Origin of the sequence: Pseudomonas quercus (genome assembly GCF_012033695.1) — a bacterium.
In the GTDB taxonomy this organism is placed as follows: Bacteria; Pseudomonadota; Gammaproteobacteria; order Pseudomonadales; family Pseudomonadaceae; genus Aquipseudomonas; species Aquipseudomonas quercus.
This window is the reverse complement of the sequence record NZ_JAAVJI010000002.1, coordinates 256,228-279,807: the sequence shown is the minus strand read 5'-3', so window position 1 is coordinate 279,807 and position 23,580 is coordinate 256,228. Positions and strand designations below refer to the sequence as shown.

The 23,580-nt window shown below is 60.8% G+C and carries 21 protein-coding genes and 1 tRNA gene; 6 read left to right on the top strand and 16 right to left on the bottom strand.

All coding sequences use genetic code 11. The annotated features are described in order from the left end of the window. Nucleotides 1–41: 41 nt before the first annotated feature. From HBH25_RS04535 to HBH25_RS04505, 7 genes are all read right to left on the bottom strand, one after another. Entirely contained in the window at nt 42–806 is a 765-nt protein-coding gene (locus HBH25_RS04535) for an ABC transporter ATP-binding protein (RefSeq protein ID WP_168081972.1), read from the bottom strand. Between the two features lie 13 nt (nt 807–819). After that, nucleotides 820–1,941, bottom strand: a complete 1,122-nt coding sequence (locus HBH25_RS04530; protein WP_168081970.1) for a succinylglutamate desuccinylase/aspartoacylase family protein — start codon at nt 1,939–1,941, stop codon at nt 820–822. Between the two features lie 9 nt (nt 1,942–1,950). Beyond that, nucleotides 1,951–2,727, bottom strand: coding sequence for an ABC transporter permease (locus tag HBH25_RS04525; RefSeq protein WP_168081968.1), 777 nt, complete (start codon nt 2,725–2,727; stop codon nt 1,951–1,953). Further along, on the bottom strand, nt 2,724–3,452 hold the full coding sequence (locus HBH25_RS04520) for an ABC transporter permease (RefSeq protein WP_168081966.1): 729 nt from the start codon (nt 3,450–3,452) through the stop codon (nt 2,724–2,726). The genes HBH25_RS04525 and HBH25_RS04520 overlap by 4 nt, the downstream gene beginning before the upstream one ends. A gap of 98 nt (nt 3,453–3,550) precedes the next feature. After that, entirely contained in the window at nt 3,551–4,330 is a 780-nt protein-coding gene (locus HBH25_RS04515) for a transporter substrate-binding domain-containing protein (protein WP_168081964.1), read from the bottom strand. A gap of 246 nt (nt 4,331–4,576) precedes the next feature. After that, nucleotides 4,577–6,235, bottom strand: coding sequence for an ATP-dependent DNA ligase (locus HBH25_RS04510; RefSeq protein WP_168081962.1), 1,659 nt, complete (start codon nt 6,233–6,235; stop codon nt 4,577–4,579). Further along, a complete protein-coding gene (locus tag HBH25_RS04505) occupies nt 6,232–7,248 on the bottom strand; it encodes a ligase-associated DNA damage response exonuclease (RefSeq protein ID WP_168081960.1) in 1,017 nt (338 codons plus the stop codon). Before HBH25_RS04505 ends, HBH25_RS04510 begins: the two co-directional genes overlap by 4 nt. 165 nt (nt 7,249–7,413) lie before the next feature. On the opposite strand from HBH25_RS04505, the gene HBH25_RS04500 reads away from it, so the two are divergent. Then, nucleotides 7,414–8,523, top strand: coding sequence for a M10 family metallopeptidase C-terminal domain-containing protein (locus HBH25_RS04500; protein ID WP_168081958.1), 1,110 nt, complete (start codon nt 7,414–7,416; stop codon nt 8,521–8,523). Nucleotides 8,524–8,641: 118 nt separating this feature from the next. Here HBH25_RS04500 and HBH25_RS04495 read toward each other — a convergent pair whose 3' ends face one another. The 4 genes from HBH25_RS04495 to HBH25_RS04480 form a co-directional block, all read right to left on the bottom strand. Beyond that, entirely contained in the window at nt 8,642–9,949 is a 1,308-nt protein-coding gene (locus HBH25_RS04495) for a cytochrome c (RefSeq protein ID WP_178088837.1), read from the bottom strand. 5 nt (nt 9,950–9,954) lie between these two features. Continuing rightward, on the bottom strand, nt 9,955–11,742 hold the full coding sequence (locus HBH25_RS04490; protein WP_168081956.1) for a GMC family oxidoreductase: 1,788 nt from the start codon (nt 11,740–11,742) through the stop codon (nt 9,955–9,957). A gap of 2 nt (nt 11,743–11,744) precedes the next feature. After that, nucleotides 11,745–12,491 carry a gluconate 2-dehydrogenase subunit 3 family protein gene (locus HBH25_RS04485; RefSeq protein ID WP_168081954.1) on the bottom strand — a complete coding sequence of 249 codons (747 nt, stop codon included), beginning with the start codon at nt 12,489–12,491 and terminating at the stop codon, nt 11,745–11,747. A gap of 291 nt (nt 12,492–12,782) precedes the next feature. Then, nucleotides 12,783–15,314 (bottom strand): penicillin acylase family protein, encoded by a 2,532-nt coding sequence (locus HBH25_RS04480; RefSeq protein WP_168081952.1) that lies wholly within the window; start codon nt 15,312–15,314, stop codon nt 12,783–12,785. A gap of 239 nt (nt 15,315–15,553) precedes the next feature. Here HBH25_RS04480 and HBH25_RS04475 point away from each other — a divergent pair, with 239 nt between their 5' ends. The 3 genes from HBH25_RS04475 to HBH25_RS04465 all read left to right on the top strand — a co-directional run bounded on the left by HBH25_RS04475 (nt 15,554) and on the right by HBH25_RS04465 (nt 17,506). Further along, entirely contained in the window at nt 15,554–15,790 is a 237-nt protein-coding gene (locus tag HBH25_RS04475) for a hypothetical protein (RefSeq protein WP_168081950.1), read from the top strand. 132 nt (nt 15,791–15,922) lie between these two features. Continuing rightward, nucleotides 15,923–16,264, top strand: coding sequence for a ribonuclease E inhibitor RraB (locus HBH25_RS04470; RefSeq protein WP_168081948.1), 342 nt, complete (start codon nt 15,923–15,925; stop codon nt 16,262–16,264). A 531-nt stretch (nt 16,265–16,795) separates the two neighbouring features. Continuing rightward, entirely contained in the window at nt 16,796–17,506 is a 711-nt protein-coding gene (locus HBH25_RS04465) for an amidotransferase (protein WP_168081946.1), read from the top strand. A 41-nt stretch (nt 17,507–17,547) separates the two neighbouring features. Here the strand turns inward: HBH25_RS04465 and HBH25_RS04460 are convergent, their stop codons facing one another. From HBH25_RS04460 to HBH25_RS04450, 3 genes are all read right to left on the bottom strand, one after another. After that, nucleotides 17,548–18,519 carry a magnesium and cobalt transport protein CorA gene (locus tag HBH25_RS04460; RefSeq protein ID WP_168081944.1) on the bottom strand — a complete coding sequence of 324 codons (972 nt, stop codon included), beginning with the start codon at nt 18,517–18,519 and terminating at the stop codon, nt 17,548–17,550. Between the two features lie 30 nt (nt 18,520–18,549). Continuing rightward, nucleotides 18,550–19,287 (bottom strand): lysophospholipid acyltransferase family protein, encoded by a 738-nt coding sequence (locus HBH25_RS04455; protein WP_168081942.1) that lies wholly within the window; start codon nt 19,285–19,287, stop codon nt 18,550–18,552. An 82-nt stretch (nt 19,288–19,369) separates the two neighbouring features. Beyond that, nucleotides 19,370–20,065, bottom strand: a complete 696-nt coding sequence (locus HBH25_RS04450; protein ID WP_168081940.1) for a crotonase/enoyl-CoA hydratase family protein — start codon at nt 20,063–20,065, stop codon at nt 19,370–19,372. A gap of 254 nt (nt 20,066–20,319) precedes the next feature. Between HBH25_RS04450 and HBH25_RS04445 the strand changes: the two genes are divergently transcribed. Both HBH25_RS04445 and HBH25_RS04440 read left to right on the top strand, forming a co-directional pair. Beyond that, nucleotides 20,320–20,409, top strand: a tRNA-Ser gene (locus tag HBH25_RS04445). Nucleotides 20,410–20,592: 183 nt separating this feature from the next. Next, nucleotides 20,593–22,554 carry a hypothetical protein gene (locus HBH25_RS04440; RefSeq protein WP_168081938.1) on the top strand — a complete coding sequence of 654 codons (1,962 nt, stop codon included), beginning with the start codon at nt 20,593–20,595 and terminating at the stop codon, nt 22,552–22,554. 10 nt (nt 22,555–22,564) lie between these two features. Here the strand turns inward: HBH25_RS04440 and HBH25_RS04435 are convergent, their stop codons facing one another. Continuing rightward, nucleotides 22,565–23,047, bottom strand: coding sequence for a GreA/GreB family elongation factor (locus HBH25_RS04435; RefSeq protein WP_168081936.1), 483 nt, complete (start codon nt 23,045–23,047; stop codon nt 22,565–22,567). After that, on the bottom strand, nt 23,047–23,523 hold the full coding sequence (locus HBH25_RS04430; RefSeq protein ID WP_168081934.1) for a hypothetical protein: 477 nt from the start codon (nt 23,521–23,523) through the stop codon (nt 23,047–23,049). The genes HBH25_RS04435 and HBH25_RS04430 overlap by 1 nt, the downstream gene beginning before the upstream one ends. Nucleotides 23,524–23,580: the final 57 nt, after the last annotated feature.

Here is a 23,580-nt window from a genome sequence, read left to right as displayed (position 1 = left end):
GCGGTCGGTTGTTTAGGTTTTGTATAGGTTTTACAGGTGAACTACTTCAGGTTCCCACTGAGAAACTGTTGCAGCCGTTCGCTCTTAGGGGCGCCCAACACATCAGCGGGTACGCCTTGCTCCTCTACACGGCCCTGGTGCAGGAACAGCACTTGGCTGGAGACCTGGCGGGCGAACGCCATTTCATGGGTCACCATGATCATGGTGCGGCCTTCTTCGGCCAGGCCTTGAATCACCTTAAGCACTTCACCCACCAGCTCCGGGTCCAGTGCTGAGGTCGGTTCATCGAACAGCATCACCTCCGGCTCCATCGCCAACGCCCGGGCAATGGCAACGCGCTGCTGCTGCCCTCCGGACAGAAAGGCCGGGTACTGGTCTGCCACGCGTGCAGGCAGGCCGACTTTGTCCAGATAGGCACGGGCCCGGGTTTCAGCGTCCAGTTTGCTGACGCCCAGTACCCGCCGTGGTGCCAGGGTGATGTTTTCCAACACCGTCATGTGGCTCCACAGGTTGAAATGCTGGAACACCATGGCCAAGCGGGTACGCAGGCGTTGCAGTTCATCGGGGTCCGCCACGTGCAAGCCGTGTGCAGTCTCCTTCATGGCAATGACCTTGCCGTCCAGGCTCATGGCACCGGCATTGGGCGTTTCGAGAAAGTTGATGCACCGCAGGAACGTGCTTTTGCCTGAACCGCTGGCACCGATCAGGCAGATCACATCACCCGTGCGGGCTTTCAACGACACACCTTTAAGCACTTCGTTGTCGCCGTAGCGCTTGTGCAGGTCGTCGATGGTCAGTTTGTACATGCGCGTTGCGCCCTCAAGGTGAAAGTAGGTAACCGCTACGGTAGGCTTCAGGCCCGGCAATGCGGGCAACAACCATGCCGGCTGTGGCCATGCGGCGCAGTGAGCGGGCATAGAGCAGCCCCGGTTTTTCGTTGTGCACCTGGGTCACGCTGTCGGTGAGAGGGTCAATGATTTCCGCAATCAATTGCCCAGCTTCCAGGTATTCGCCTGGCATGCAGCAGAACACCAGAATGCCGCCCACGGGGGTGCTCACAGGCTCAACGCCGGCCAGGGGGGTAGCGGGGTACAACAGTTCAGGCAGTGCCGAGGACGCCGTATCGCTGTCGATGGCCCCGTACTGTTCCAAGTAGCTGATGATCGCCTGCGCGTCACGGCTGGCCAGGGCATGGTTCACATCCCCTTGCCCCCGCAGTTCGAGCGTCACCGAGAAGCTGCCCAGTGCAATAGGGAAGCGGTCGTTGAAACGCAGGCTCAGCTTGTGCCACACCAGGCTGAAGCATTCATCGAAGGACTGGCCACCCGAATCAGTCGCCAGCAGGTTGGCCTGGGACCCCATGTAGCGGGCCAGGGGTTCCACCTGCGGCCAGGCCTCGGGGGTGGTGTACAGGTGCTCTACGGCTTCGAAGTCGCAGTGCAGGTCTAGTACCATTTCAGCGTCACAGGCCAGGGTTTGCAGGGTAAGGCGTTGGGACTCCAGTTGGTTGGCAGGCGTTTGGGCCTGCAATGCCTGGCGCAGGGCGTCGCGGATCAGTTGGGTGTTGTGTTCGATGTCGCTACCCAGGGCGGCCTCGACGGCATCGCCTACCTGCTCGCTGAGGTCCACGAACCGCCGGTTGAAGTTTTCACCCGTTTCCAGCTCGTAACGCCCCAGCGGGGTGTCCATCACCACCTGCTCCAGCCCTACGGGGTTGGCGACGGGCACCAGCACCACCTCACGGCGCAGACGGCCGGCCTGCTCAAGCTCGTTCAGGCGTTGCTTGAGGTGCCAGGCCACCAGCATGCCGGGGATTTCGTCCGCGTGCAGCGAGGCCTGGATGTAGATTTTGCCGGCACCCTGGGGCCCGAAGTGAAAGCTCTCGATAGCCCTGGCAGTGCCCGGCAGGGGCGCCAGTAAGGCGTGGCGTTGCTGTTGCATCGAATCTCCTTATCGGGCCGGGCCGAGGAAGGCCAGCCAGCGGCGTTCGGCCAGGCGGAACAGGCCCACCAGCGTGAAGGTAATGATCAGGTACAGCACAGCGGCGATGCCAAAGGCCTGGAACGTCAGGTAAGTGGCGGAGTTGGCATCCCGCGCCACTTTCAAGATGTCCGGGATGGTGGCAGTAAACGCTACCGTGGTGGCGTGCAGCATCAGGATCACTTCGTTGGCATAGAAGGGCAACGAACGGCGCAGCACCGAGGGCATGATCACGTGTGCGTACAGTTTGAAGCCACTGAGACCATAGGCCTTGGCCGCTTCGATCTCGCCATGGGCCATGCTGCGAATGGCACCGGCGAAGATTTCAGTGGTGTAGGCGCCGGTATTAAGAGCAAATGCCAGCAGGGTACAGTTCATGGCATCGCGGAAAAAGGCGTTGAGTAGCGGTTGCTCGCGTACGCCTTCAAGGCTGTAGAGGCCGGTGTAGCAGATCAGCAACTGGATGTAGAGCGGTGTACCCCGGAACAGGTAGGTATAGAACTGCACCGGCCAGCGAACCCAGCACCGTGGAGACACCCGTGCGATGGAGAGTGGCACCGACAGCACAAAGCCAATGGCAATGGACGCGCACAGCAGCCAGAGGGTCATGGCCAGCCCTGTGACGTTCACCCCATCGGTGTACAGGAACGGCTGCCAGTAGTCGGCGAGCAGGTCCTTTGTGGAAGCGCCGAACGCCACCAGTTGCTCGCCTAGCCAGGCTAGGCATTGTAGAAACGAGTCGATCATCGGAGCGCCTCCCGGGTCCCTACATTGAACCGCCGCTCAAGGTAGCGCAGGGCGATGTTCGACACGCTAGTGATCACCAAGTAGATAAGCCCGGCCAGCACAAGGAAATAAAAGAGCTGATAGGTGCTTTTGCCGGCGTCCTGCGCCGCTTTTACCACGTCCGCCAAGCCGATGATGGACACCAGCGCCGTGGCCTTGAGAATCACCATCCAGTTGTTGCCAATGCCCGGCAGGGCGTAGCGCATCATTTGCGGGAACACCACATAGCGAAAACGTTGCCCCCTGGACAGCCCATAGGCCGTAGCAGCTTCCTGCTGGCCACGGGGTACGGCCAGAATGGCGCCGCGGAAGGTTTCGGTGAAATACGCGCCGTAAATGAACCCCAGGGTCACAACGCCGGCGGCAAAGGGGTTGATCTCGATGTAGTCCCATTCCAGTGCATTGGTGATCAGGGTCAGCCACATCTGCAGGCTGTAGAAGATCAAAAGCATCAGTACCAGATCGGGTATGCCGCGGATCAGGGTCGTGTAGACCTGGGCAACCACGCGCAACACCTTGATGTTCGAAAGCTTCGCGCTCGCGCCGATCAGGCCGATGACCACGGCAACCAGCAGCGACAGCAACGACAGTTTGACTGTCATCCAGGTGCCCTCCAACAAGAGAGGGCCAAAGCCTTTCAGGCTGAATGCCGAGAGCCCGAGGCTCTGCAACAGGTGATCAAGCATGTATCAAGCCTTTGCAATCGATAAAGACGCCCGCCTGTACCCCACGAAGCTGGCTGTGGCCAGTGGTACGGGGCGCAGGCGGGCGCTGTGTGAGGCGGTTACTTGCCGCTGTACAGGTTCAGGTCACCGAAGTGCTTTTTCTGGATTTCGCTGTAGGTGCCGTCTTTATGCAGGGCTTCGATGCCCTTGTTGAGCAAGGCCTGCAGTTCCTTGTTGCCCTTGTTGATGCCCACAGCAGTTTTGGCCGGCAGGTAGTCGCTGGTCAGCGGCTCGCTAACGGTGTAGTCGGCACCCTGAGGGGACTTCAGGAAGCCCAGCTCAGCCTGCAGCATGTCCTGGATGGAAGCATCGAGGCGGCCCGATGTGAGGTCGGCATACACCTGGTCCTGGTTCTGATAGGCCTGGGTTTTCACGCCAGCCTTGTCCAGTACCGCCTTGGCATAGGCTTCCTGAATAGTGCCCTGCTCGTAGCCTACGGTTTTGCCCTTCAGCCCTTCCAGGGTGAGGGTAACGCCGCCTTTCTTACCGACGTAGGCCGTAGGGCCGGAGAACAGCTCGTTGGAGAAGTCGATGGCTTTCTCACGGGCCGGAGTCACCGTCATGGACGAAATAACGCCGTCGAACTTGTTGGCTTTCAGGCCAGGGATCATGCCGTCGAAATCGCTTTCAACCCACTTGCACGTCACCTTCAGCTCTTTGCAGATCGCATTGCCCAAGTCGATATCGAAGCCTACCAGGCTGCCGTCGGCGGCCTTGGATTCAAACGGGGCGTAGGACGGATCTACACCGAAACGCAGCTCTTTGTATTCCTTGGCCATAGCGCCGCCAGCGGACAGGCAGAGCGCCAGGGCGGAAAGGGTCAGCCATGCTTTTTTCATTGTGCAGTCCTTAAAAAGACAAAGGTTTTTCGCATTCATGCCAGGCAGTACAGCGTTACCGCCCAGTGCCAGACATCAAAGTGATAGCAAACTTCGCACCATAGTGCAGGGTTCACCCAGGGTGAGGCGCATGGTGATCCCTTTGCGTCGCACTTCTGACCGAAACGGCGTACAGCCAGCGTTTTCAGCCTTGCCCCATAAAGAAGCAGCAGGTTCAAGCGGCGCTATTGTGGTGCGAGGCGGGATTCAACTCAACAGGTCTTGTAACGTTGACAGACTATCGGCCTCGTCAACAGGCTTGTCATGACGCCACCGCAGCATGCGTGGGAACCGCACTGCAATGCCGCTCTTGTGGCGTTTTGACAGGGCAATGCCCTCAAAACCCAGCTCGAAGACCAGTGTGGGGGTAACACTTCTCACCGGCCCGAATTTCTCCACGGTGGTGCGACGAATAATCGCATCCACCTGGCGCATTTCAGCATCGGTAAGGCCTGAATAGGCCTTGGCGAACGGCACCAGGGTGCGCGCTGTGCCAGGTGGCCCGTCCCACACCGCAAAGGTGTAGTCGGTATACAGGCTGGCCCTGCGGCCATGGCCCGCCTGTGCATAGATCAGCACGGCGTCGACGGTGAAAGGGTCCACTTTCCACTTCCACCATACCCCCATGTCCTTGGTGCGCCCCACCCCGTATAACGCGTTACGGGCCTTGAGCATCATGCCCTCCACGCCTAGCTTGCGCGAGGCTTCGCGTTGCAGGGCCAGGTCCGCCCAGGTGGGGCCCAGTAAAAGAGGGGACAGTTGCAGCAATGGGCTGGCGGTTTGCTGGGCAACGGTTTCCAGCTGTGAGCGGCGCTGGGCCTGCGTGTGGTTGCGCCAGTCCTCGCCCTCATGCTCAAGCAGGTCGTAGGCCAGCAGCACAACGGGAATATCCTCCAGCAGCTTCTTGCTCAAGGTCTTGCGGCCCAGGCGCTGTTGCAGTAACGCAAAGGGCTGCACGGAGGGCGCGTTTTCCTGGCCATCATCGGGGCCTTTCCACACCACAATTTCCCCGTCGATCACAGTGCCGTCCGGCAGGCACATCAGGGCCTGAAGTTCGGGGAAGCGGTCCGTGACCAGCTCTTCGCCACGGGACCATACCCATAGGCGGCCGTCGCGCTTGACCACCTGGGCGCGGATACCGTCCCATTTCCACTCCACCTGCCAGTCTTGGCAAGGGCCCAGTAAAGCGTCGAACTGCTCCACGGGTTGCTGCAGGGCATGGGCCAGGAAGAACGGGTAAGGCTGGCCGCCACGCTGGGCGTGTTCGTCATCGCTTTCCGGTGCAACCAGCTTGAGGTAGCTCTGGGCGGTGGGGCGATGGGACAGGTCCGTGTAACCCACTAAACGTTGTGCCACCCGTTTGCTGTCCAGGGTGGCGAGTTGCGCCAGGGCGCGCGTGACCAGCAGTTTGGACACGCCCACCCGGAAGCTGCCCGTTATCAGTTTCAGGCAGACCATCAAGCTTTGCCGGTCCAGTTGCAGCCACAAGGGCGGCAGGCGTTGGGACAGTTCCTCAGTGGGCATGCCACGCAAGGGCAGCAGCTCGTGTTCCAGCCACCACGCCAGGCCCTCGTCGCTACTGTGGGTGGATTCAGGCAGCACCAGGGAGACCGTTTCTGCCAGGTCACCTACCGCCTGGTAGCTTTCTTCGAACAGCCACTCGGGCAGGCCAGACAATGCAATGGTGATTTCCCTCAGCAGCCGCGTCGGCACCAGTTGCCGTGGGCGCCCGCCTGACAGGAAGTACACGGCCCACGCAGCGTCCTCAGGTGCCGCTTCGGCAAAGTAGGCCTGAAGCGCCGCCAGCTTGGCATTGCTGGAGGTGGTGGCGTCCAGTTCGGCGTACAAGGCGGCAAAGGCTTTCATTCCGGTTGCGCCTCCGTGGCCGCTTCGTCTTCGTCACCGTACTCGGTGGTAAAGCCCTGAGCATCCAGGCCCTGGTCACACAGGTAGCGCACCAGAACGCCGACCGAGCCATGGGTGACCATGACCCGCTGCGCGCCGGTCTGCTCAATGGCCCACAGCAGGCCGGGCCAGTCGGCATGGTCGGACAGCACGAAGCCTCGGTCTACGCCACGGCGCCGGCGTGTGCCGCGCAACCGCATCCAGCCACTGGCGAAGGCATCGCTGTATTCACCGAAGCGGCGCATCCAGGTGCTGCCCCCAGCAGAGGGCGGTGCAATGATCAGGCAGTTGCGCAAGGCGGGGTCGGTTTTCTTGAAGTCGCCTGCGTAGTGGGTTTCCGGGATGCGTACACCCGCGTCCCGGTACACCCGGTTCAGCGGTTCCACAGAGCCGTGGCTCAGGATGGGGCCGATGCTGTCATCAATACCGTGCAGCAGGCGCTGGGCTTTTCCGAAGGCATAGCAGAACAGCACGCTGGCTTTCCCGGCGGCGGCATTTTCACGCCACCAAGCGTTCACTTCACCGAATATCTCGGCTTGCGGCTGCCAGCGATAGATGGGCAGGCCAAAGGTGGATTCAGTAATAAACGTATGGCAACGCACGGGCTCAAAGGGGGCACATGTGCCGTCGGGCTCGACTTTATAATCGCCTGAGGCGACCCATACCTCGCCTTGGTATTCAAGGCGCACTTGGGCTGAGCCCAGCACGTGACCTGCCGGGTGCAGGCTGATGGTGACGCCGTTGTGTACCAATGGCTCGCCGTAGGGCAGGGTCTGTAAATTAATGTCCATTCCCAGGCGTGTTCGCAGGATGCCAGCGCCGATGTCGGTTGCCAGATAATGGCCATTGCCTACACGGGCGTGGTCGCCATGGCCGTGTGTGATCACAGCGCGCGGCACAGGCTTCCAAGGGTCAATGTAGAAGTCACCGGCGGTGCAATACAGGCCTTCGGGGCGGGCAATGACAAGGTCCATGGGCGGCTTCGCGGGCAGGGGCTTGTTTGTTCAGAGCCGTTGGGCTCGGTGGAAGTTGCACTGGGCCGCGCTCCCGGCTTGAGGCCCACGTACGCGGCTGTGGAATTCGAGCATTGGCAGGGCGTCTGATGCCTATACCCCTTGGCCCTCCCTTTGGACATCGACATGAGCACATTACCTTCAGGTCCGCTGCGCGCCCAACCCGTTCTTGCAGGCACAGGCGCGGCGGATGTGCTTCGCGGGACGGACGTTGGCGAAGCCCTCCGTGGTGAGGGCGGGGACGACTACCTGTTCGGCGGGGGCGGCGATGACAGCCTCACCGGTGGCCTGGGCCGGGATGTGCTGGACGGTGGTACCGGAACAAATACGTTCGTCTATGGCAACCTGTTGGACAGTTATCGCGGCAGTGGCGAAAACCATGCAGACCTGATCCGCCATTTCGCGGATACCGGTGACAACCGCATTGACCTGTCGGCGCTGGGGTTCAGCTTTACAGGCTTGGGTAACGGCGAAAACCATACCCTAGCCGTGTCGGTGAACGACGCGGGCACGCGCACCTACGTTAAATCCTACGTCGCGGACGCCGACGGGCACCGTTTTGAAATCGCGTTTGAAGGGGATCTAAGCGGTTACCTCACTGAAGACCGGTTTATCTTCGCCGCTCCCAGCCCGCTTCCAACGATCACCGGCACCTCAGAGGCCGATGTGCTACTGGGGCAAAACGACAGCGAACTCATCCGCGGTAACGCAGGCGACGATTACCTCTCTGGCGGTGGCGGCGATGATTACCTTTATGGGGGTGACGGAGATGACGTGGTTATCGGAGGGCTGGGCCGGGATGTGCTGTATGGCGGTTCAGGTGCTAACACGTTCGTCTATACGCACCTGACCCAGAGCTACCACGCAGGAGACGACACCGCCCATACCGACCGTATCCAAGACTTTGCGGCCTCAAGTGACAACCGCATCGACGTGTCTGCCATGGGGTTCACAGGGTTCGGAAATGGCCATGCGCATACCCTGGACGTGGTGGTAAACGAGGCCGGCACTCGTACCTACCTCAAGTCCTACGCCTACGACGAAGGGGGTGATCGTTTTGAGCTGGCATTCGAGGGAGACGTAAGCCAGTACCTGACCGAAGGCCACATGATCTTTGCCAGCACGGCTCAAGGCACGGCGGCCCAACAGGGGAGTGGGCCTGTGCTGCCAGCCACCTCTGTAAGCCTTGAATTGCTGGGAGTGCCTGAGGATCACCTTGCAAACGCACTGGCGTAGACACGCTCCAGGCGCCCATTCGCCCGCTTTGCAGGCTCCCACAGCAATTTGCAGGAGCCTGCGAAGCGGGCGAACAGGCCAATGTTTCGGCGCCAGCCCATAACCAGGCTGGCTCACCTCACTTGGACGACACCTGCCCCAGGTCGTCCCCGGACGTGCCCTTGAGGTCACTGTCGCGCAGGTTCTTTACTTCCTTTGCCGCCACGGGCGTGCCTTGGTTGCCCCAGCTGTTGCGGATGAAGTTCACCACATCGGCCACTTGCTGGTCGGACAGGCGCCAGGCGTAGCCCGGCATAGTGAAGGTTGAGGGCGCTGTGTGAGTGGCCACCAGGGTACCGCCGCGCAACACGAGGTTGATCAGCGATGTAGCGTCGGCCGTTTGCACTACCGGGTTGCCGGCCAGGGCCGGGAACACGCGGGTGTAGCCTTTGCCATCCGTGCGGTGACAGGCCGCGCAGTTGTCCACGTACACCGACGCGCCCGGTGTGCTGTCATTGCCCTTCCACAAGGCATCGCCCACGGCCCGGTCATACACCTGGGGGGCGTCGTCAGGGTTTACCGGCGGCAAGGTTTTCAGGTAGCGGGCAATGGCCGTCAGGTCGGCGTCACTCATGTACTGCATGCTGTGCTCGACCACGTCGCTCATGCCGCCGAACACCGCTGTGCGATCACTGCGACCGGTCTTGAGAAACGCCACCAGCTCGGCTTCGCTCCAACTGCCCAGCCCGTCCCGATGATCGCCACGCAGGTTCTTGGCGATCCACCCTTCCAACGGTGCAGAACCGGAGAGGAAGTCATTGCCCTCCGACGCGGTGAGGGCTTTTTCCTGCATCGTGATTGCCCGCGGTGTATGGCACGCGCCGCAGTGGCCCAGGCCTTCGACCAGGTAAGCGCCACGGTCAACCACCTCATCCGTGCCGGCTGCTTTGAAAGGCTCCACTTTGGGCGCAAACATGGCCCGCCATACCGACAGTGGCCAGCGCATGCTCAACGGCCACGGAATGTCCGTTTCCTTGTTGGCTTGGGCTACCGGCTGCACGCCGTGCATGAAATAGGCATACAGCGCCTGCATGTCCTCATCGCTTACCCGGGCATAGGACGGGTAAGGCATGGCGGGGTAGAGGGTGCTGCCATCCTTGCGTACACCATGGCGAATCGCTTGGTCGAAATCGTCGAAGGAATACCCGCCGATACCGGTGCTGTCCGGGGTGATGTTACTGGAGTAGATCACGCCGATGGGCGTTTCCATGGCCAGGCCACCGGCAAAGGGCGCTCCGCCTTTGGCCGTATGGCAGGCGACACAATCTCCGGCCCGGGCCAGGTATTCTCCTCTCTTCACCAAGGCCGGGTCCGGCGGGCTTTCCACTGCCCATAGGGGAAGGCTGGCCAGGGCCACGGAGGCGACGAGCAGTTTTTTCAGGGTCATCGTTCTCATGCCTGCACCAGCGGGCCAGGGTTTTTAAGGTACTGCTCGCGAATGGCCCTGGCCGACCAGTAGGTCAGGGCCGCCACCAGGCCGGTGGGGTTGTAGCCCAGCCCTTGTGGAAACGCCGAAGCACCGGGCACGAACACGTTATGCACATCCCAGCTTTGCAAGTAGCGGTTCAGGGCACTGGTGTTGGGGTCCGTGCCCATGATCGCGCCACCGTTGAGGTGGGTCGTCTGGTAGGTGGTGGCGTCGAAATGGCTATTGAATTCGCGCTTGTGGGCGAAGATCGCCTTGGGGCCCATGGCCTTGGCGATTCCTTCCAGCTTGTCCACCATGAAGCGGATCATCTTGATGTCATTCTCTTTCCAGTCGAATGTCATCCGCAGCAGGGGCTGGCCATAGGCGTCGGTGTAAACCGGGTCCAGGTCCAGGTAGTTGTCGCGGTAGGACTGGTGAGCGCCGTGGGCGTTCATGGACAGGTGATGGGTGTAATAATCTGCCGTGGCCGCTTTCCATTGGCTGCCCCACTTGGGTGTGCCGGGCGGCGTGGTCACGCCTGCAATGGGCTTGGTGCCGGCCTGGTTGCACCAGAACGGCGAGCCACCTACGAACCCGTGTGGCCCGTGGTCAAAGTTGTCGGCGTTGAAATCGTCGATAGCCATGCCGTTACCACCTGCCCCGATAAAGGGGTTGGTGTGGTGCTGCTCCTTGTCGAAGAAGGCTTTCACCCCCGCTTCGTTCTGGTAGGCGAAGTTGCGACCCACCACACCTTCGCCAGTTTTCGGGTCGTAGGGTTTGCCAATCCCGGACAGCAGCATCAGGCGCACATTGTTGAACTGGAAGGCACCAATGATCACGATATCCGCTGGCTGCTCGAATTCTCGGCCTTGAGCGTCCACATAGGTCACGCCGGTGGCCAGTGTCTTGTCCGCAGTCAGGTTCACCCGCAGCACATGGGCGTCGGTCCGCAGCTCGAACTTCGGTTCCTGGCGCAGGGCTGGCAGCACGTTCACGTTGGGCGAGGCCTTGGAGTACATGTAGCAGGCATAGCCGCTGCAGTAGCCACAGAAGTTGCACGGGCCCATCTGCGCGCCGTAGGGGTTGGTATAGGGGCCCGAGGTATTGGCAGACGGCAGGTTGTAAGGATGGTAGCCAAGGGAGGCGGCTGCCTTGCCGAAGACCTGCGCCGACACCGTGTTTTTTTGAGCGGGCAGGGGGAAGGGATTGGAGCGGTCGGGGGCGAAGTAATTGCCGCCCTTGCCTTCGCCGACCTTTTCACCCTTCACTGACCAGGCAGTGCCTGAGGTGCCGAACACTTTTTCGGCGAAATCGAAGAAGGGCTCCAGCTCTTCGTAGCTTACGCCGAAGTCCTGAATGGTCATGCCTTCGGGTATGAAGGCCTTGCCGTAGCGCTCCTCGTAGTGGCTGCGCATGCGCAGCTCCATTGGGTCTACCCGGAAATGCACACCCGACCAGTGCAGGCCCGCGCCGCCTACACCAGTGCCGGGCAGGAAGGCGCCAAACTGCCGGTAGGGCACCGCCACATCATTTACGCTGTGGCGCAACGTGACAGTTTCCTTGGAAATGTCCATGAACAGCTTTTTGCGCGAGTTAAAGGTCAGTTCGTCCATGGTTTGCGGATACACGCCGTCCGGGTAGGTATCGCGCATGGGGCCGCGTTCCAGGGCCACCACATCCAACCCTGCCTCGGTCAGCTCCTTGGCCATGATCGCGCCTGTCCAGCCGAAACCAACGATCACGACGTCCTTTTTGTCCAGTACCTTGGCCATGCTTAGCTCCGCGCGCCATTGATGGAAACCGGCGGGTAGGCATAGCGTTCATCACGTTCTACCCAGTCCATGAAATCGGCGCGGGCGCCGGGGAAATTGATCAGTTTCCAGCCCACCAGGTGCTTGTTGCCACCATGGATCGGGTCACAGAAAAAGCCTTCCTTGGTGTTGCTCCACAGCAGGCTGAAGAAGGTCCCGGCCGGTAGCGCCTCGAAGGTGGCCTTGTTTTCATCCAGGGCTTTGAGCACCTGTTCCTGCTGGTCATGGGGCAGGTCCACGAACGCCTTGCCGAAGGTCTTGCGGCAATAGCCGTCGGTCTCGCTGATGCCTAGGCGGTAAAGCTGCTGCGGCGACAGCTTGAGCTGGTAGCCCAGCTCTGGCGGTGCATCGGTATGGAAAGGGCCCTGCATGAACCAGAGGTTGCCGGCACCGTAAGGGGTATTCATCTGGCGGTCGATGAACTCTGGGACACCCGCCTCTACGGCGCCAGGGCCGCGGTCGTCGTTAGGGATCAGGTGCGCCACCGCGGCCTGTAGGAACGCCCATTCTTCTTGGGTGAAGAAGGTTGGGTGGTAGTCATCCACGTTGCTGGAGGGGGTGTGGGGCGCTGGTGCCGGTGCAGGCGTTGCGGCGAGCACTGTGCTACCCATGCCCGCGCTTGCAAGGGTGGCGACGGGTATCAGGGTTAGCGACTTGCGCAAAAAGTCGCGCCTGGCGTCTGAGTGGCCAGGTTTATTATCGGTTGCCATAAAGGCATCTCCCTCAAGCGTGAATCACGGTAGGTGGCGGTGGAGCCGGTTCAGGTTCAGCGAGGGAATTGTTTTTGGTTTTATGTAAAGGCGCCCGGTACGGGCTGCATCGTCAAAAACGATAGGGAGCTACGCTGTTGAGAGATGGTAGCAGATGTGTGCGGCAATGTTACATCTTGCAACACATAGGCGTTTGATGATTCTCGAGTTCTATGGGTGATGCGCTGTGGGACCTGGCGAAGCCAGGGAACGGCTTCACGCAGGGGTTCAGGCTACCCAAAGCTTTGTGGGCTACTTCTCAGGCACCAGTGTCAGCCGCTGGGTACCGTAGGCTTTGTCCAGGTTCTGCGGCTGCATTGGGAATGTCAGGTACTGGCCCTTGAGCCAGTTCTGAATGCCGTCGGCGTAGTGAGGGCTGGCAGGGTTGCCGGACTGCCCGGTGCTGTTGAGCCCCATCATGGGTTCGGCCTGGCCGAAGTCCACCACAATGCGCATGGCGGGGATCAGCCAGGCATCGAAATTGCTACCCCAATGGTAGGCCGCTGCGTTGAGGGTGGTATGGTCGCCGCTGGCAGGCACAGGGCCGCGGTTGAGGTAGCCATCCAGGCTGGCTAGGCCAGCGCGCTCAGTTGCACTCAACCACGGCGCCAGTTTGGTGCCTTCGGTGGTCCAGCGGTATTGGTGCAGTGTGCCCCACTGCCAGGCCTTGTGGTCGGCGCCCAGCAAGGCATCGCCCTGGGTAATGGCCGCGGCCAGGCTGCGCGCCAGAATGGCCGGCTTGTCCTCCTTCTGTGGGGTGCGAACATCATCCCAGAACGGGCTGTCGTCACGGCCCAGCAGGTGATCTTCCTGGGCCGAATAGGACTGGTCCGCGTTGGCTACAAAGGCTTTCCAGGCCGGGCTGTCTTCGGGGCCCAGTTCGTCAAGGAAGGTCTGCTTGGCACTTTCCTGCAGGAACAGTTCGTACAGGGCTGCGTCGGCAGAGCCGGCGGCCAGTTGGCCGTTGAAGGCCATCAGCCGGGTGAACGCTTCACGGGCTTTGCTGCGGTCGGCCTCAGGCAGCGCATCGATGGCCTTTTTCAAAGGCTGCGCCATGCCAGGTGCTTCGAACATGGCCTTGAGTTTGGCAGCGAAGGTGGTGGTCTGGTCGTATTGCCAGGCCGTCATGCTGCGCGCGTCCTGCTTGCCATTGGCCGCCAGCTGCGCCAGGCGTTCGCTGCGCTCTGGGTAGTACCAGGAACTGGACAGCTGCATGCCGTAACCGGGCTGCGCCGTGCGCTGGTTCGCGGTACCCAGCCAGCCGCTGGCCGGCGTCTGGTCGTAGGGGTGCAGCATAGGGTCGGCATACCCGTCCCAGTCATAACGGCTGTCCCAACCTGGCGAAGGTATCTGGCCCTTGCCGTCCTTGCGGTTGGGATAGCGGCCCGTCACCTGCCAGCCAATATCGTTGGCGTCGGCAAACACCATGTTCAGCGCAACGGCGCGGATAGCGCGGGCACTGTCGAAGGCTTTGTCGACGGACTGTGCTCGCGACAGGTTGAAGAACGCATCCAGCGACTGGTCGTCTTTGAGGTCTGGCATCTGTAACGCCAAGCCATAGCCACTGGCAAAAGCTGCAGGCTGCATACCCAGCTTGCGCTCACCCAGCGCAGTGTTCAGCAACGGGCCGTGGCGGGTTTCGTACACCACATCACGCACGGGCTTCTGGCCCTTGATGAAGAAGGTTTCGTTGCGGGCCGTGGCGCGCAGCCATTTGCCGTCGGCCTGGTACATCAGCACGCCATTCTCGCGTTTCACGCGCTCCAGAAAGACGTCCTGGTTGTCCCCCATCACCATTGTCATGCCCCACGCCAGCTTGCCGTTGAAGCCGGCCACGATGGCAGGGACACCGGCCAGGGACACACCCGCAGCCTGGAATTTCGGCGCACGCACCTGCACAAAGTTCCAGGCGCTCGGCAGGCTGATAGGCAAGTGGGTGTCGTTGGCGAACAGGCTCTTGCCACTGCGGCTGCGCGACGGCGCCAGTGCCCAGTTGTTGGAGGCTGCCACGCCCAGTTGGCCCAGGCCTGCCAGTTGTTCGCTTACCGCCTGCAGCCCGGCGAACTGGCCGTTCAAGGCAAGCCCTTTGAGCTTGCCGGCTTCACTGAAGGGCAGGGGCTCGTCCGGGTAGGTAGGCATCAGCCAGGCGAGGGTGTCTGCGCCTACTTTCTGAGCCAGCACCAGGCTGTTGATTTCTTCCTGCAGGTTCATTTGCAGGCTGAAGTTCATGAGGCAGAACACCAGCGCCGAGTCCTCACCCTTCCAGTATTCCGGGGTGTACCCGGAGCGTGCCAGGTCCATGGGCAGCTTGTCGCGATAACGGAACAGCCAGGCATTCACACCGCGGGCATAGATTTCAAAGAAGTTGCGCAGGCGGGGTGAAGCGGCGGCATAAAGCTGCGCGGCCTGGCGCTTGAGGTCCACCGTGCGCATGAAACGGTCTGCTTCCAGCACGCTTGGCCCTGCCATCTCGGCCAGCCGGCCCTGTGCAAGCAGGCGCATGCTCACCATCTGGCTGATGCGGTCTCCGGCATGTACGTAGCCCAGGGCGAACAGCGCGTCGTGAAAGTTGTTGCTTTCGATCAGCGGCATGCCTACCGCGTTGCGGCGTATGGACACATTCTGGCCCAAGCCTTTGAGGGGCTGCACGCCTAGGGTTGGGGGCAGGCTTTCGCTGTTGTGATCGTCTACCCAGGTCTGGCAGCCGGCAAGCCCCAGCGCTCCGGAAATGGCGGCAGCAAGGCCCACACGTGGAAAGAGGTGGCGGAATGCAGACAACGCCATTGGAAGGCTCCTGGGCAAGCATCGGGAAGGCGCTTAAGGTAGTAAGGCTTCCCGTGGTGCGCAAGCCAGGTAACCGGCTTTATTTCATTCCCGATCGGCGGGCACTGTACAGGCAGGTAGCGTGTAGCCTGGTCGTGCAGCTTCATGAAAACAGGGGGAACAACGCTGCCAGGGCCTCGGTCCATTATGGGCAGGCAGGACGCCTGCATTCCTACATCCATGGCTTGAAGGAGATACCAGTGAAAAAGTGGGAGATCACCTTCCTTGACCCAAAGGGCATTCTGACCCGCCTGCCGCTCGACGCTGAGCAGCAACCTAGCCCTGAAGAGGCCGCGCAGGCGGTGCGTGCACACCTGTTTCCGGTCACCACCAAGGCGGACCTCAATGATTTCGAAGGGCGTGTTGCTGAACCTACCGTCAAATGGCTGGAAGAACAGAACGGTGTAAAAATATCGGCTATCGACGAAGTGGCCTGATTCCCCTCCGCAGCACCATGCCCAGGCAGCCTTGCGCTCGCCTTGGGCGGTCTTTCATTTCAAACGCTTCATGCAAGTGACCGGCGAGCCGGTAACACGGAAAGTCTATCCAGCACTGTAGGAGGACGAGACATGAGCAATGCCTATCAGGAAGACATCAGCAGCGCACTGCTGCAGAAGATGAAAGAAGGTGGCTTTGATTTCGCAGCCATCCACCCGATCGAGTTCTATGCCGTCTTTCCGGATGAAGACGGTGCCAGGGCAGCGGCCGGGCAGTTTCAGGGCGAATCGCTCAATGCTCAGGTCATGGAGCGCGAAGACGGTGCGTGGCACCTGGAACTGTCCAAACTGATGTATGCCACCCAGTTTGGCATCGGCGAGTTCGAGCATGACTTTGAAACGGCCGTGGAGCCGTTTGGTGGTGAAATAGAAGGGTGGGGCGTGAAACACAAGCTGACGCGGCCCCATGCGTGAACCGTAGGTGAGCGGATGTCGCCAGGCTCGCCAATGGGCCTGGCCTTTTACTGACCTGCCTTAAGGTAGGGCGCAAGCCACACCTAACCGAACAGGCGGCCCAGATTGGGAAGTATCAGTAACAGGGTAGTGGCAAAGACGATAAGCCCTGCCTGACGAAACTTGGGATGCTTGAGCATTGATCTAGCCTTTATTCTTGTTGACCAGCGCCACTCCGTGGCCTGGGGTGGCTTCACTGCGTATTGGCTGGCCGCAGTGCGCAGGCAAAAGGCGCCGCGCAACCGGAACATGTTTACTGTAGAAGCGACAGCCAGCCTGTCCAGCACAACTCTGCTGGGAACTACCTGGGTTTTATAGGGAAACGGCGTGAAACGCTTTGCCGTATCGTTTCAGTAGGTTGACCTAGACAGGCCCCTGCCGATCCAACGAAATACTGACCGTTCGTCTGAGCACGGCCTTGCATTTGCCCCTCCTTCCCATGCAGGCTTGGAACAAGCAATCCTGCTTGTTCCGATAAGAGACCCCGCCCTCATGTCGCTGCGCATCTGCATCCTGGAAACCGACCATATTCGCGACGAATTCGTTGAGCAGTACACAGGCTATGGCGCCATGTTCAAAACGCTGTTTGCAGGCCAGCCTGTCGCAGCGGATTTCGACGTGTTCAATGTGGTGGAAGGCTATTACCCTCCAGAAGATACCCATTACGATGCCTACCTGGTAACGGGTAGCAAAGCAGATTCGTTCGGCACAGACCCCTGGATCGAAACACTCAAGGTGTTCCTGCTGAACCGTTACCAGCGCGGCGACAAGCTGCTGGGCATTTGCTTTGGCCACCAGTTGCTGGCCTTGGTGCTTGGGGGCCATGCTCAACGTGCCACGCAGGGGTGGGGCGTGGGCACTCACCAGTATCGCGTACATGCCCAGGCACCTTGGATGACGCCCCATGACGGCGACCTCACGCTGCTCATCAGCCACCAGGACCAGGTCACTGCCTTGCCAGAGGGGGCCACGGTAGTAGCCTCCAGCGAGTTCTGCCCTTTTGCGGCCTACCAGCTCAACGACCAGGTACTGTGCTTTCAGGGCCACCCTGAATTCGTGCACGACTATTCGCGGGCCTTGCTGGAGCTGCGCCAGCAGAACATGGCAGACGACGTCTACCAAGCGGCAGTGGACAGCCTGAACCACAGCCATGATGGTGCCACGGTGGGGGAGTGGATGCTGCGGTTCGTGGCGCAGAAGTAACGCTGAAGTGCTGCCCAGCGGGAGGCATAGCCAGGCGGCCCTTACAGCCAGCCTGACCGTTTGAAGCTGGCAAAGAGCCCCGTACAGCCGGTGGCGATCACCCCTAGCACAATGTAATAACCGTAGTGCCAACTCAGCTCCGGCATGAATTGAAAGTTCATGCCGTAGATGCCTGCAATGGCAGTAGGGAAGGCCAGAATGGCCGCCCAGGCACCGAATTTGCGCTGGGTGATGCTCTGCCGGGCTGACTCCATGAGCATCCCGATCTCGATGGTCTGGCTAGCCATGTCGCGAATGCCTGTGAGGTCTTCCATATGCCGGTTCACGTGAATCTGCACATCGCGAAAATACGGGCGCATGTTCTTGTCGATGAACGGAAAGGCCAGGCGCTGGAGCTCTTCGCTGATCTCCACCATCGGGGCCAGGTAGCGCCGCATTCGGAGCAGGTCCCTGCGCAAGCCATGCAGGCGCTGGATGTCGCGCTCGTTGAGGGCCTGGCTAAGTACGTTATGCTCCAGCGCCTCGATTTCCGAGTGGATGCTCTCGGTCACGGGCTGGTAACTTTCCGAGACGAAATCCAGCAGCGCATACAGTACGAAATCTTCGCCATGCTCCAGCAGCAGAGGCCTTGCTTCGCACCGTTGGCGAACCAGGGCGTAGGACGCTGAATGCCCGTTCCTGCAGGTGATTACATACCCTTTGCCCGCGAAAATGTGCGTTTCGATGAATTCCAGCCTGCCTTCGTGGCGTACCGGCGAATACGTGACCATGAACAAGGCATCGCCGAAGGTCTCCAGCTTAGGTCGGCTGTGGCGCTCCAGAGCGTCTTCGATCGCCAGTTCGTGAAGGTCAAATTGCTGTTGCAGGGTGGCCAGCGCGGCTTCATCCGGCTCCTGGAGGCCGATCCACACGAAATGGTTCGGCTGACAAGCCCAGTGGCGGCCGTCTTCCAAGGCAATGTCCGTGACTTTCTTACCGGCACTGTATGCCGCTGCAGCAACGACTCGGCCCATGAACGATGATTCTCCCCAAAGCGCGCCAGATCAGAGTGGCGTGTGAGCGTGCAGTTCAGTGACTTCGGACAGTTCGTCGATGCAGGCCTGCATGGCCGCATGGCAACGTTCCATGAGCGCCGGGGCATCCTTTGCGGTCATGCCGATGGTCGGGATCGGCGCCAGGGCGCGTACGCGCAGGGTTCCACTGTGCCGCTGGTTAAGATTCAACGTGCCCACATACCGGCTGGCGCACACAGGGACAATGGGCACGCCTGCGTCAATGGCCATCACGAAAGCCCCTTTCTTGAATGGCAGCAAACGGTCACTGGGGTTGCGGGTACCTTCCGGGAATATCCAGATGGACGTGGCCTGGTCACGCAGTACGCGGCTGGTGGTGTGTAGCGCGCGCCGTGCCTGGTAGGCGTTGTCGCGGTTGAGCAGTACGTTGCCACCGAGCCAGAACAGTTGGCCGAACAAGGGGACCCAGCCGAGGCTTTTCTTGCCGATGCAGGCCATGCGCCGAGGAACGATGGCGCCCAGGAAGAACACATCGAAATTGGACTGGTGGTTGGCAATGATCACGCAGCCTGGCGGCTGGGCGTGGAGCGAATCAACGTCGGCCTCCAGCTCAAGCCCCAGCAAGGGCAGGGCAGGGCGGCTGTAGAGGCGAGCATACAGGCGGTTGTTGTCCGGGTTGAAGGGGCGGGCCAGGCCTATTACCAACCCCAGTACCCCTACTAGCAGAAAGTGGAGGCCTAGCAAGGCCATGCGAACGATGTAGAGCATGCCAACGACTCACGGTACACAGTTGGTCGCAGTGTACGGTTGCGCTTTGCAGGCGGCAAATGACATCGCCAGCAGGTTGGCTTCAACCGACCTTGAAGCTGTCGCGGTCCTTGGCGATGGCCTGGTCAAGGGTCTCCAGCAGTGCCTGGCGAACCTTGAGCTTGGTGGCGCGATGGGCCAGGGGGTTAAGGCTTTTGAGCCGTTGTGCAGCCTTGATCACAGCATCGGGCAGGGCCTCGGGGGGCACGACTTCGTCCAGGAAACCTGCGCTGAGTGCGCCCTGAGGGTCAAACATCTCGGCGCAGATCACGGCCCGGTGGAATGCCGAGCGACGCAGGCGATCACGGGCCAGTTCGATGCCGGCGTGGTGCATGGTCATGCCGATCATCACTTCATTGAGGCCAATGTGGAAGGTGCCCTCCACGCCAATGCGGTAATCGGCCGCCAGCAGCAGGAAGGCGCCTTTGGCAATGGCATGCCCGGTGCACACCACGACCACGGGGTAAGGGTGCGACAGCAAGCGGCGGGTTAGCGTTGAGCCTGCGGTGACCAGGTCCACGGCCTGCTGTGGGTCAGCGGTCATCACTTTGAGGTCATAGCCCCCTGAAAGAATGCCAGGCTGGCCAGTGATCACCACCACGGCGCGGTCTGCCTCCGCCTGGTCCAGGGCGGCATTGAACGCCTCGATCAGGGCAGGGGAGAGGGCATTGACCTTGCCATTGTTCAGCGTCAGCGTTGCCACGCCCTCGGCCAGGCGGTACTCGATCAGGTCAGACATGGGCAACGTTCCTTGGTTATTCAGAGAATGTTATTCAAAAAATGTTATGCAGAAAACGCGAACGTTACCTAGGGCCTCTGTTCCGGTAAAGCACGATGGCTGACCAGGCAGTCACGCCCTGGTGCGTTGCACGCGCATTGGGTATCAAAGCCGTTTGGCTTAAGCGCATGAAAAGCATCAAAAAAAGCTTTGCCATCTGAATCGGTTTCGACTACATTAGCGCGCCTCGACACACTGACGGTGTGAAGAGCTACGGTGAGGTGTCCGAGTGGTTGAAGGAGCACGCCTGGAAAGTGTGTATACAGGAAACTGTATCAAGGGTTCGAATCCCTTCCTCACCGCCACATTGGAAAGCCCCGCAGGCTAACGCTTGCGGGGCTTTTTTCGTTTTGGCTGCTCCACAGGCGTCAAGTTGCACGGCCAGGTTTTACGGGGTGATACATAATCATCTCGCCTAGGTGTGGCGGCTATACCCTGAATAAGGGACAGTATTTTCCTGACACGTCCTTTACCGGCTTTGAGGCGTTATGCACCCGGAACACTTTGACCTGTCCAGCCCGTTGTTTTTACCAGTCACGGATGACACCTGTGCAAGCCTGCTAAGCGATGCGGCTCAGGCTGTGCTGGCTGGGCTGTCCACGCCGGAGCTGGCTGCCGTACTCGCCCTCAATCACTTACCCAAGGCTACAGAGCCGGAGCGGACCGGCGATGCCGTTGAGCGTGTGCTCGAAAAACTCATCGCCTGGAGCCGCGACCCGCGGCATGCAAATGCAACGCTGCTGTCCGAAGCCTTGCGTCTTTTCGACCAGCCCGCGTTTGCCCACGGGCTGGAAGTGGCCAGGCACCTGAAGCTGCGTTTTCTGTCCGCCGAGGACGTGGCGGCGCAGCATTACCTGTTGCCCAGCGGCGAGTGGGACAGGGCGTTCAGGGTGCACCAGCACAGGCGGAACAGGCCGTTCAGCGAGCAGATGGTCAGCCCTCGGCGGCGCGAGCGCTGGCTGACGGCAGCTCAGGACAAGCTGGTGCGAACGTTTCGGGCCAACCTGGACGAAGACCTTCATGTTCAGGGTTACGCGGGCATCGGTAAAAGCTACCTGCTTGCGGCGCTGGCCGAGCATTTGAAACCAGAGAATACCCTGGTGCTGGCCCTGACAGCCGAAAAGCTCGAAACCCTGAAACAGCGAATGGGCTACACGGGCAAGCGTGGCATCGGGTTTACCTTTCAAAGCTTTGCCCACAGGCTGACAAGCCCACCCAAGGCAGCAGTGTCTGAAAACCCGCAGCGCACCCTCGGCCTGTCGTCGCTTGCCCAGGCCTTGGGCATCGTGGGCAGAGGGCAGTTTGACGCCCAAGGTACGCTTAACGTGTGCCTGAAAGTGCTGGAGCTGTACTGCCGCTCCAGGGACTACACCTTGTCTGCCAGCCACCTTCCGCATTTCAAGCAGCCACTGAACAAGGTAGAGCAGCAGGTGTTGCTGGAGTATGCCAGCCGGCTATGGGCCTACCTGGGGGCAAACCCGGGCTGGTACCGGCAGCTGGACCCGGTAGGGCTGATGCTGATCAAGCAGGCGAGCCTGGCAGGCAGCACAGTGCCTGGGCGTTACACCCATGTGCTGATCGATGAAAGCCAGGAGGTGCCTGCGCCGTTGTTGCAAATCATCGGGCGAAGCCGCCTGGCGCTGGTTACGCTGGGTGACGAGTACCAGCACGCCAAGGGCGATATTCCGAACCGGGGCCGCGAAGTGCGCAGGGCAGAGATCATCCAGTCGGTGCGCTCGGGCCGTACCATAGAGCGGCTGGTCAACCCTTTGATTTCCAGGCATTCCAACAAAGGCAAGGCCGCGTTCGAGGGCACACTTCACTCGGACGTCAGCGTCGAGCACTACCCTCAGGGGTTCGTGCCTCCCGTTGGGTGCAGGGTGCTGACGGCGTCCCCGTGGGACACGTTGAAATGGGTACTTGAGCTTGACCGTACCGGTGGGGTGTTCAGTGTGCCAGGCAGGGCAGCGCATCAAGATGTAATGAGGTTCATGGCCACAGCCATTGCCCTGTTCAACCCTACCTATTACAGCGCCGAACAAAGCGCCGAGGGCCCGCACCCAGCCTTCAGTGAAACGCCTACCTGGGCCCTGGTGCACGATGCACACCGTTTCGATCACTCGTTCCTGTGGGTCGAGGGCCAGCTTGAAAAGGGCCTGAGGGCCGCTGACGTGACCCGCCTAAGCTCGCGGCTGGGGCACGCCGGAGAGGGTTGTACGCTCATGCTGGCCGAGGCTGCGGGCGGCATGGAGTTCGACCAGGTGCTGCTAACACCTGAGCTGCTGACCACCGAGCGTTTCAAGGACCCTACCGAGTTCGACGAGCGGATATGTGCGGTTTATATCGCCATCTCCCGGGCAAGGTTTCGGCTCTTCCTGCCCTATGACGTGGTGGAATGGATCGAGTATCACCACCAGCAAGCATTCCGCGAGGGCGTTACGGGGTATTGAGCGCGCGGGGTCAGCTGGCCTCGACAACCACATAGGTTTGGAGCTTGCCAGCCACCTGCACCTGAACCTCATCACCCTCCTGGCGGCCAAGCAGTGCTTGGCCAAGGGGCGCACGGGGCGTAATCACGGTGACCGGGCTGTTATCGGTGTGGACCACCAAGCCCGCAGCGTCCGGCCCTATGAACAGGGCGCGCACGTGGCCGTCAGGGTTTTCCAGCACCACATAATCGCCCAGCTGCAGGCCTCGATCCGGGCAGTGCCGGGTGGCCGGCAAAGCGCGCAAGGCCGTCAGGGCCTGCGCGATTTCACTCATTCGCCGGGCCTGCCCCGTGGCCAGGTAGGACGCCTCCAAGCCAAGGGTGTCGTACTTGTTCTCAGCAATGTTCTCTTCGTGAGTGGCGGTTTCATAAGCGGTTTGTGCAGCACGGCGTGCCACATCAAGGTCCCGTTCCAAGGCCTCTACGATAAGCCTTTGTAAAGCCTGCTTATCCATCAATGACACAGCCTCGCCACGTGCTCGCGGCTTTCATCGCTCGGTGCGGCTTGCGCCTGTTCCAGCCAGAACTGGCAGCTAGGGTTGTTCTGGTTGGCCGGGTTCGCCCGTGCGGCTTCCTCGGCTTGGCGCAGCAACTGTTTGTGCAGTTCCTGCTGGTAGCGTTCGAACATTTCATCGGCATCGGGTGCAGCGACAGGGGCTGCAGGCACCACAGCAGCAGGGGAAGGTGCAGGCCTGGCTGCCGCCGGTGCCGGTGCCGGTGCCGGTGCCGGTGCCGGTGCCGGTGCAACGTGTGCTGGGGCAGGCATCACGGCCACGGGTTGAAACAGCACATTGGCCCCAAGGCGCCAGGCGACCCAGCCAGTCAACAGCATGAGCACAAACCCAAGCCACAAGCCCAGCGCGATGGACAGCACCAGTTGCAGGCTGGATGAGCGAACCCTGAGGGTCGAGCGGGCTGGGCGTACTGGCATGGCATGGCTCCAGAAAGTTGGGAACGAACGTCAGGGGTAGTAGTGTGGCACAGGCGC

Bases quoted from the DNA above. Each gene is read 5' to 3' on its own strand.
- HBH25_RS04535 (WP_168081972.1), bottom strand. From the start codon at position 806: ATGTACAAACTGACCATCGACGACCTGCACAAGCGCTACGGCGACAAC.
- HBH25_RS04530 (WP_168081970.1), bottom strand. From the start codon at position 1,941: ATGCAACAGCAACGCCACGCCTTACTGGCGCCCCTGCCGGGCACTGCC.
- HBH25_RS04525 (WP_168081968.1), bottom strand. From the start codon at position 2,727: ATGATCGACTCGTTTCTACAATGCCTAGCCTGGCTAGGCGAGCAACTG.
- HBH25_RS04520 (WP_168081966.1), bottom strand. From the start codon at position 3,452: ATGCTTGATCACCTGTTGCAGAGCCTCGGGCTCTCGGCATTCAGCCTG.
- HBH25_RS04515 (WP_168081964.1), bottom strand. From the start codon at position 4,330: ATGAAAAAAGCATGGCTGACCCTTTCCGCCCTGGCGCTCTGCCTGTCC.
- HBH25_RS04510 (WP_168081962.1), bottom strand. From the start codon at position 6,235: ATGAAAGCCTTTGCCGCCTTGTACGCCGAACTGGACGCCACCACCTCC.
- HBH25_RS04505 (WP_168081960.1), bottom strand. From the start codon at position 7,248: ATGGACCTTGTCATTGCCCGCCCCGAAGGCCTGTATTGCACCGCCGGT.
- HBH25_RS04500 (WP_168081958.1), top strand. From the start codon at position 7,414: ATGAGCACATTACCTTCAGGTCCGCTGCGCGCCCAACCCGTTCTTGCA.
- HBH25_RS04495 (WP_178088837.1), bottom strand. From the start codon at position 9,949: ATGACCCTGAAAAAACTGCTCGTCGCCTCCGTGGCCCTGGCCAGCCTT.
- HBH25_RS04490 (WP_168081956.1), bottom strand. From the start codon at position 11,742: ATGGCCAAGGTACTGGACAAAAAGGACGTCGTGATCGTTGGTTTCGGC.
- HBH25_RS04485 (WP_168081954.1), bottom strand. From the start codon at position 12,491: ATGGCAACCGATAATAAACCTGGCCACTCAGACGCCAGGCGCGACTTT.
- HBH25_RS04480 (WP_168081952.1), bottom strand. From the start codon at position 15,314: ATGGCGTTGTCTGCATTCCGCCACCTCTTTCCACGTGTGGGCCTTGCT.
- HBH25_RS04470 (WP_168081948.1), top strand. From the start codon at position 15,923: ATGAGCAATGCCTATCAGGAAGACATCAGCAGCGCACTGCTGCAGAAG.
- HBH25_RS04465 (WP_168081946.1), top strand. From the start codon at position 16,796: ATGTCGCTGCGCATCTGCATCCTGGAAACCGACCATATTCGCGACGAA.
- HBH25_RS04460 (WP_168081944.1), bottom strand. From the start codon at position 18,519: ATGGGCCGAGTCGTTGCTGCAGCGGCATACAGTGCCGGTAAGAAAGTC.
- HBH25_RS04455 (WP_168081942.1), bottom strand. From the start codon at position 19,287: ATGCTCTACATCGTTCGCATGGCCTTGCTAGGCCTCCACTTTCTGCTA.
- HBH25_RS04450 (WP_168081940.1), bottom strand. From the start codon at position 20,065: ATGTCTGACCTGATCGAGTACCGCCTGGCCGAGGGCGTGGCAACGCTG.
- HBH25_RS04440 (WP_168081938.1), top strand. From the start codon at position 20,593: ATGCACCCGGAACACTTTGACCTGTCCAGCCCGTTGTTTTTACCAGTC.
- HBH25_RS04435 (WP_168081936.1), bottom strand. From the start codon at position 23,047: ATGGATAAGCAGGCTTTACAAAGGCTTATCGTAGAGGCCTTGGAACGG.
- HBH25_RS04430 (WP_168081934.1), bottom strand. From the start codon at position 23,523: ATGCCAGTACGCCCAGCCCGCTCGACCCTCAGGGTTCGCTCATCCAGC.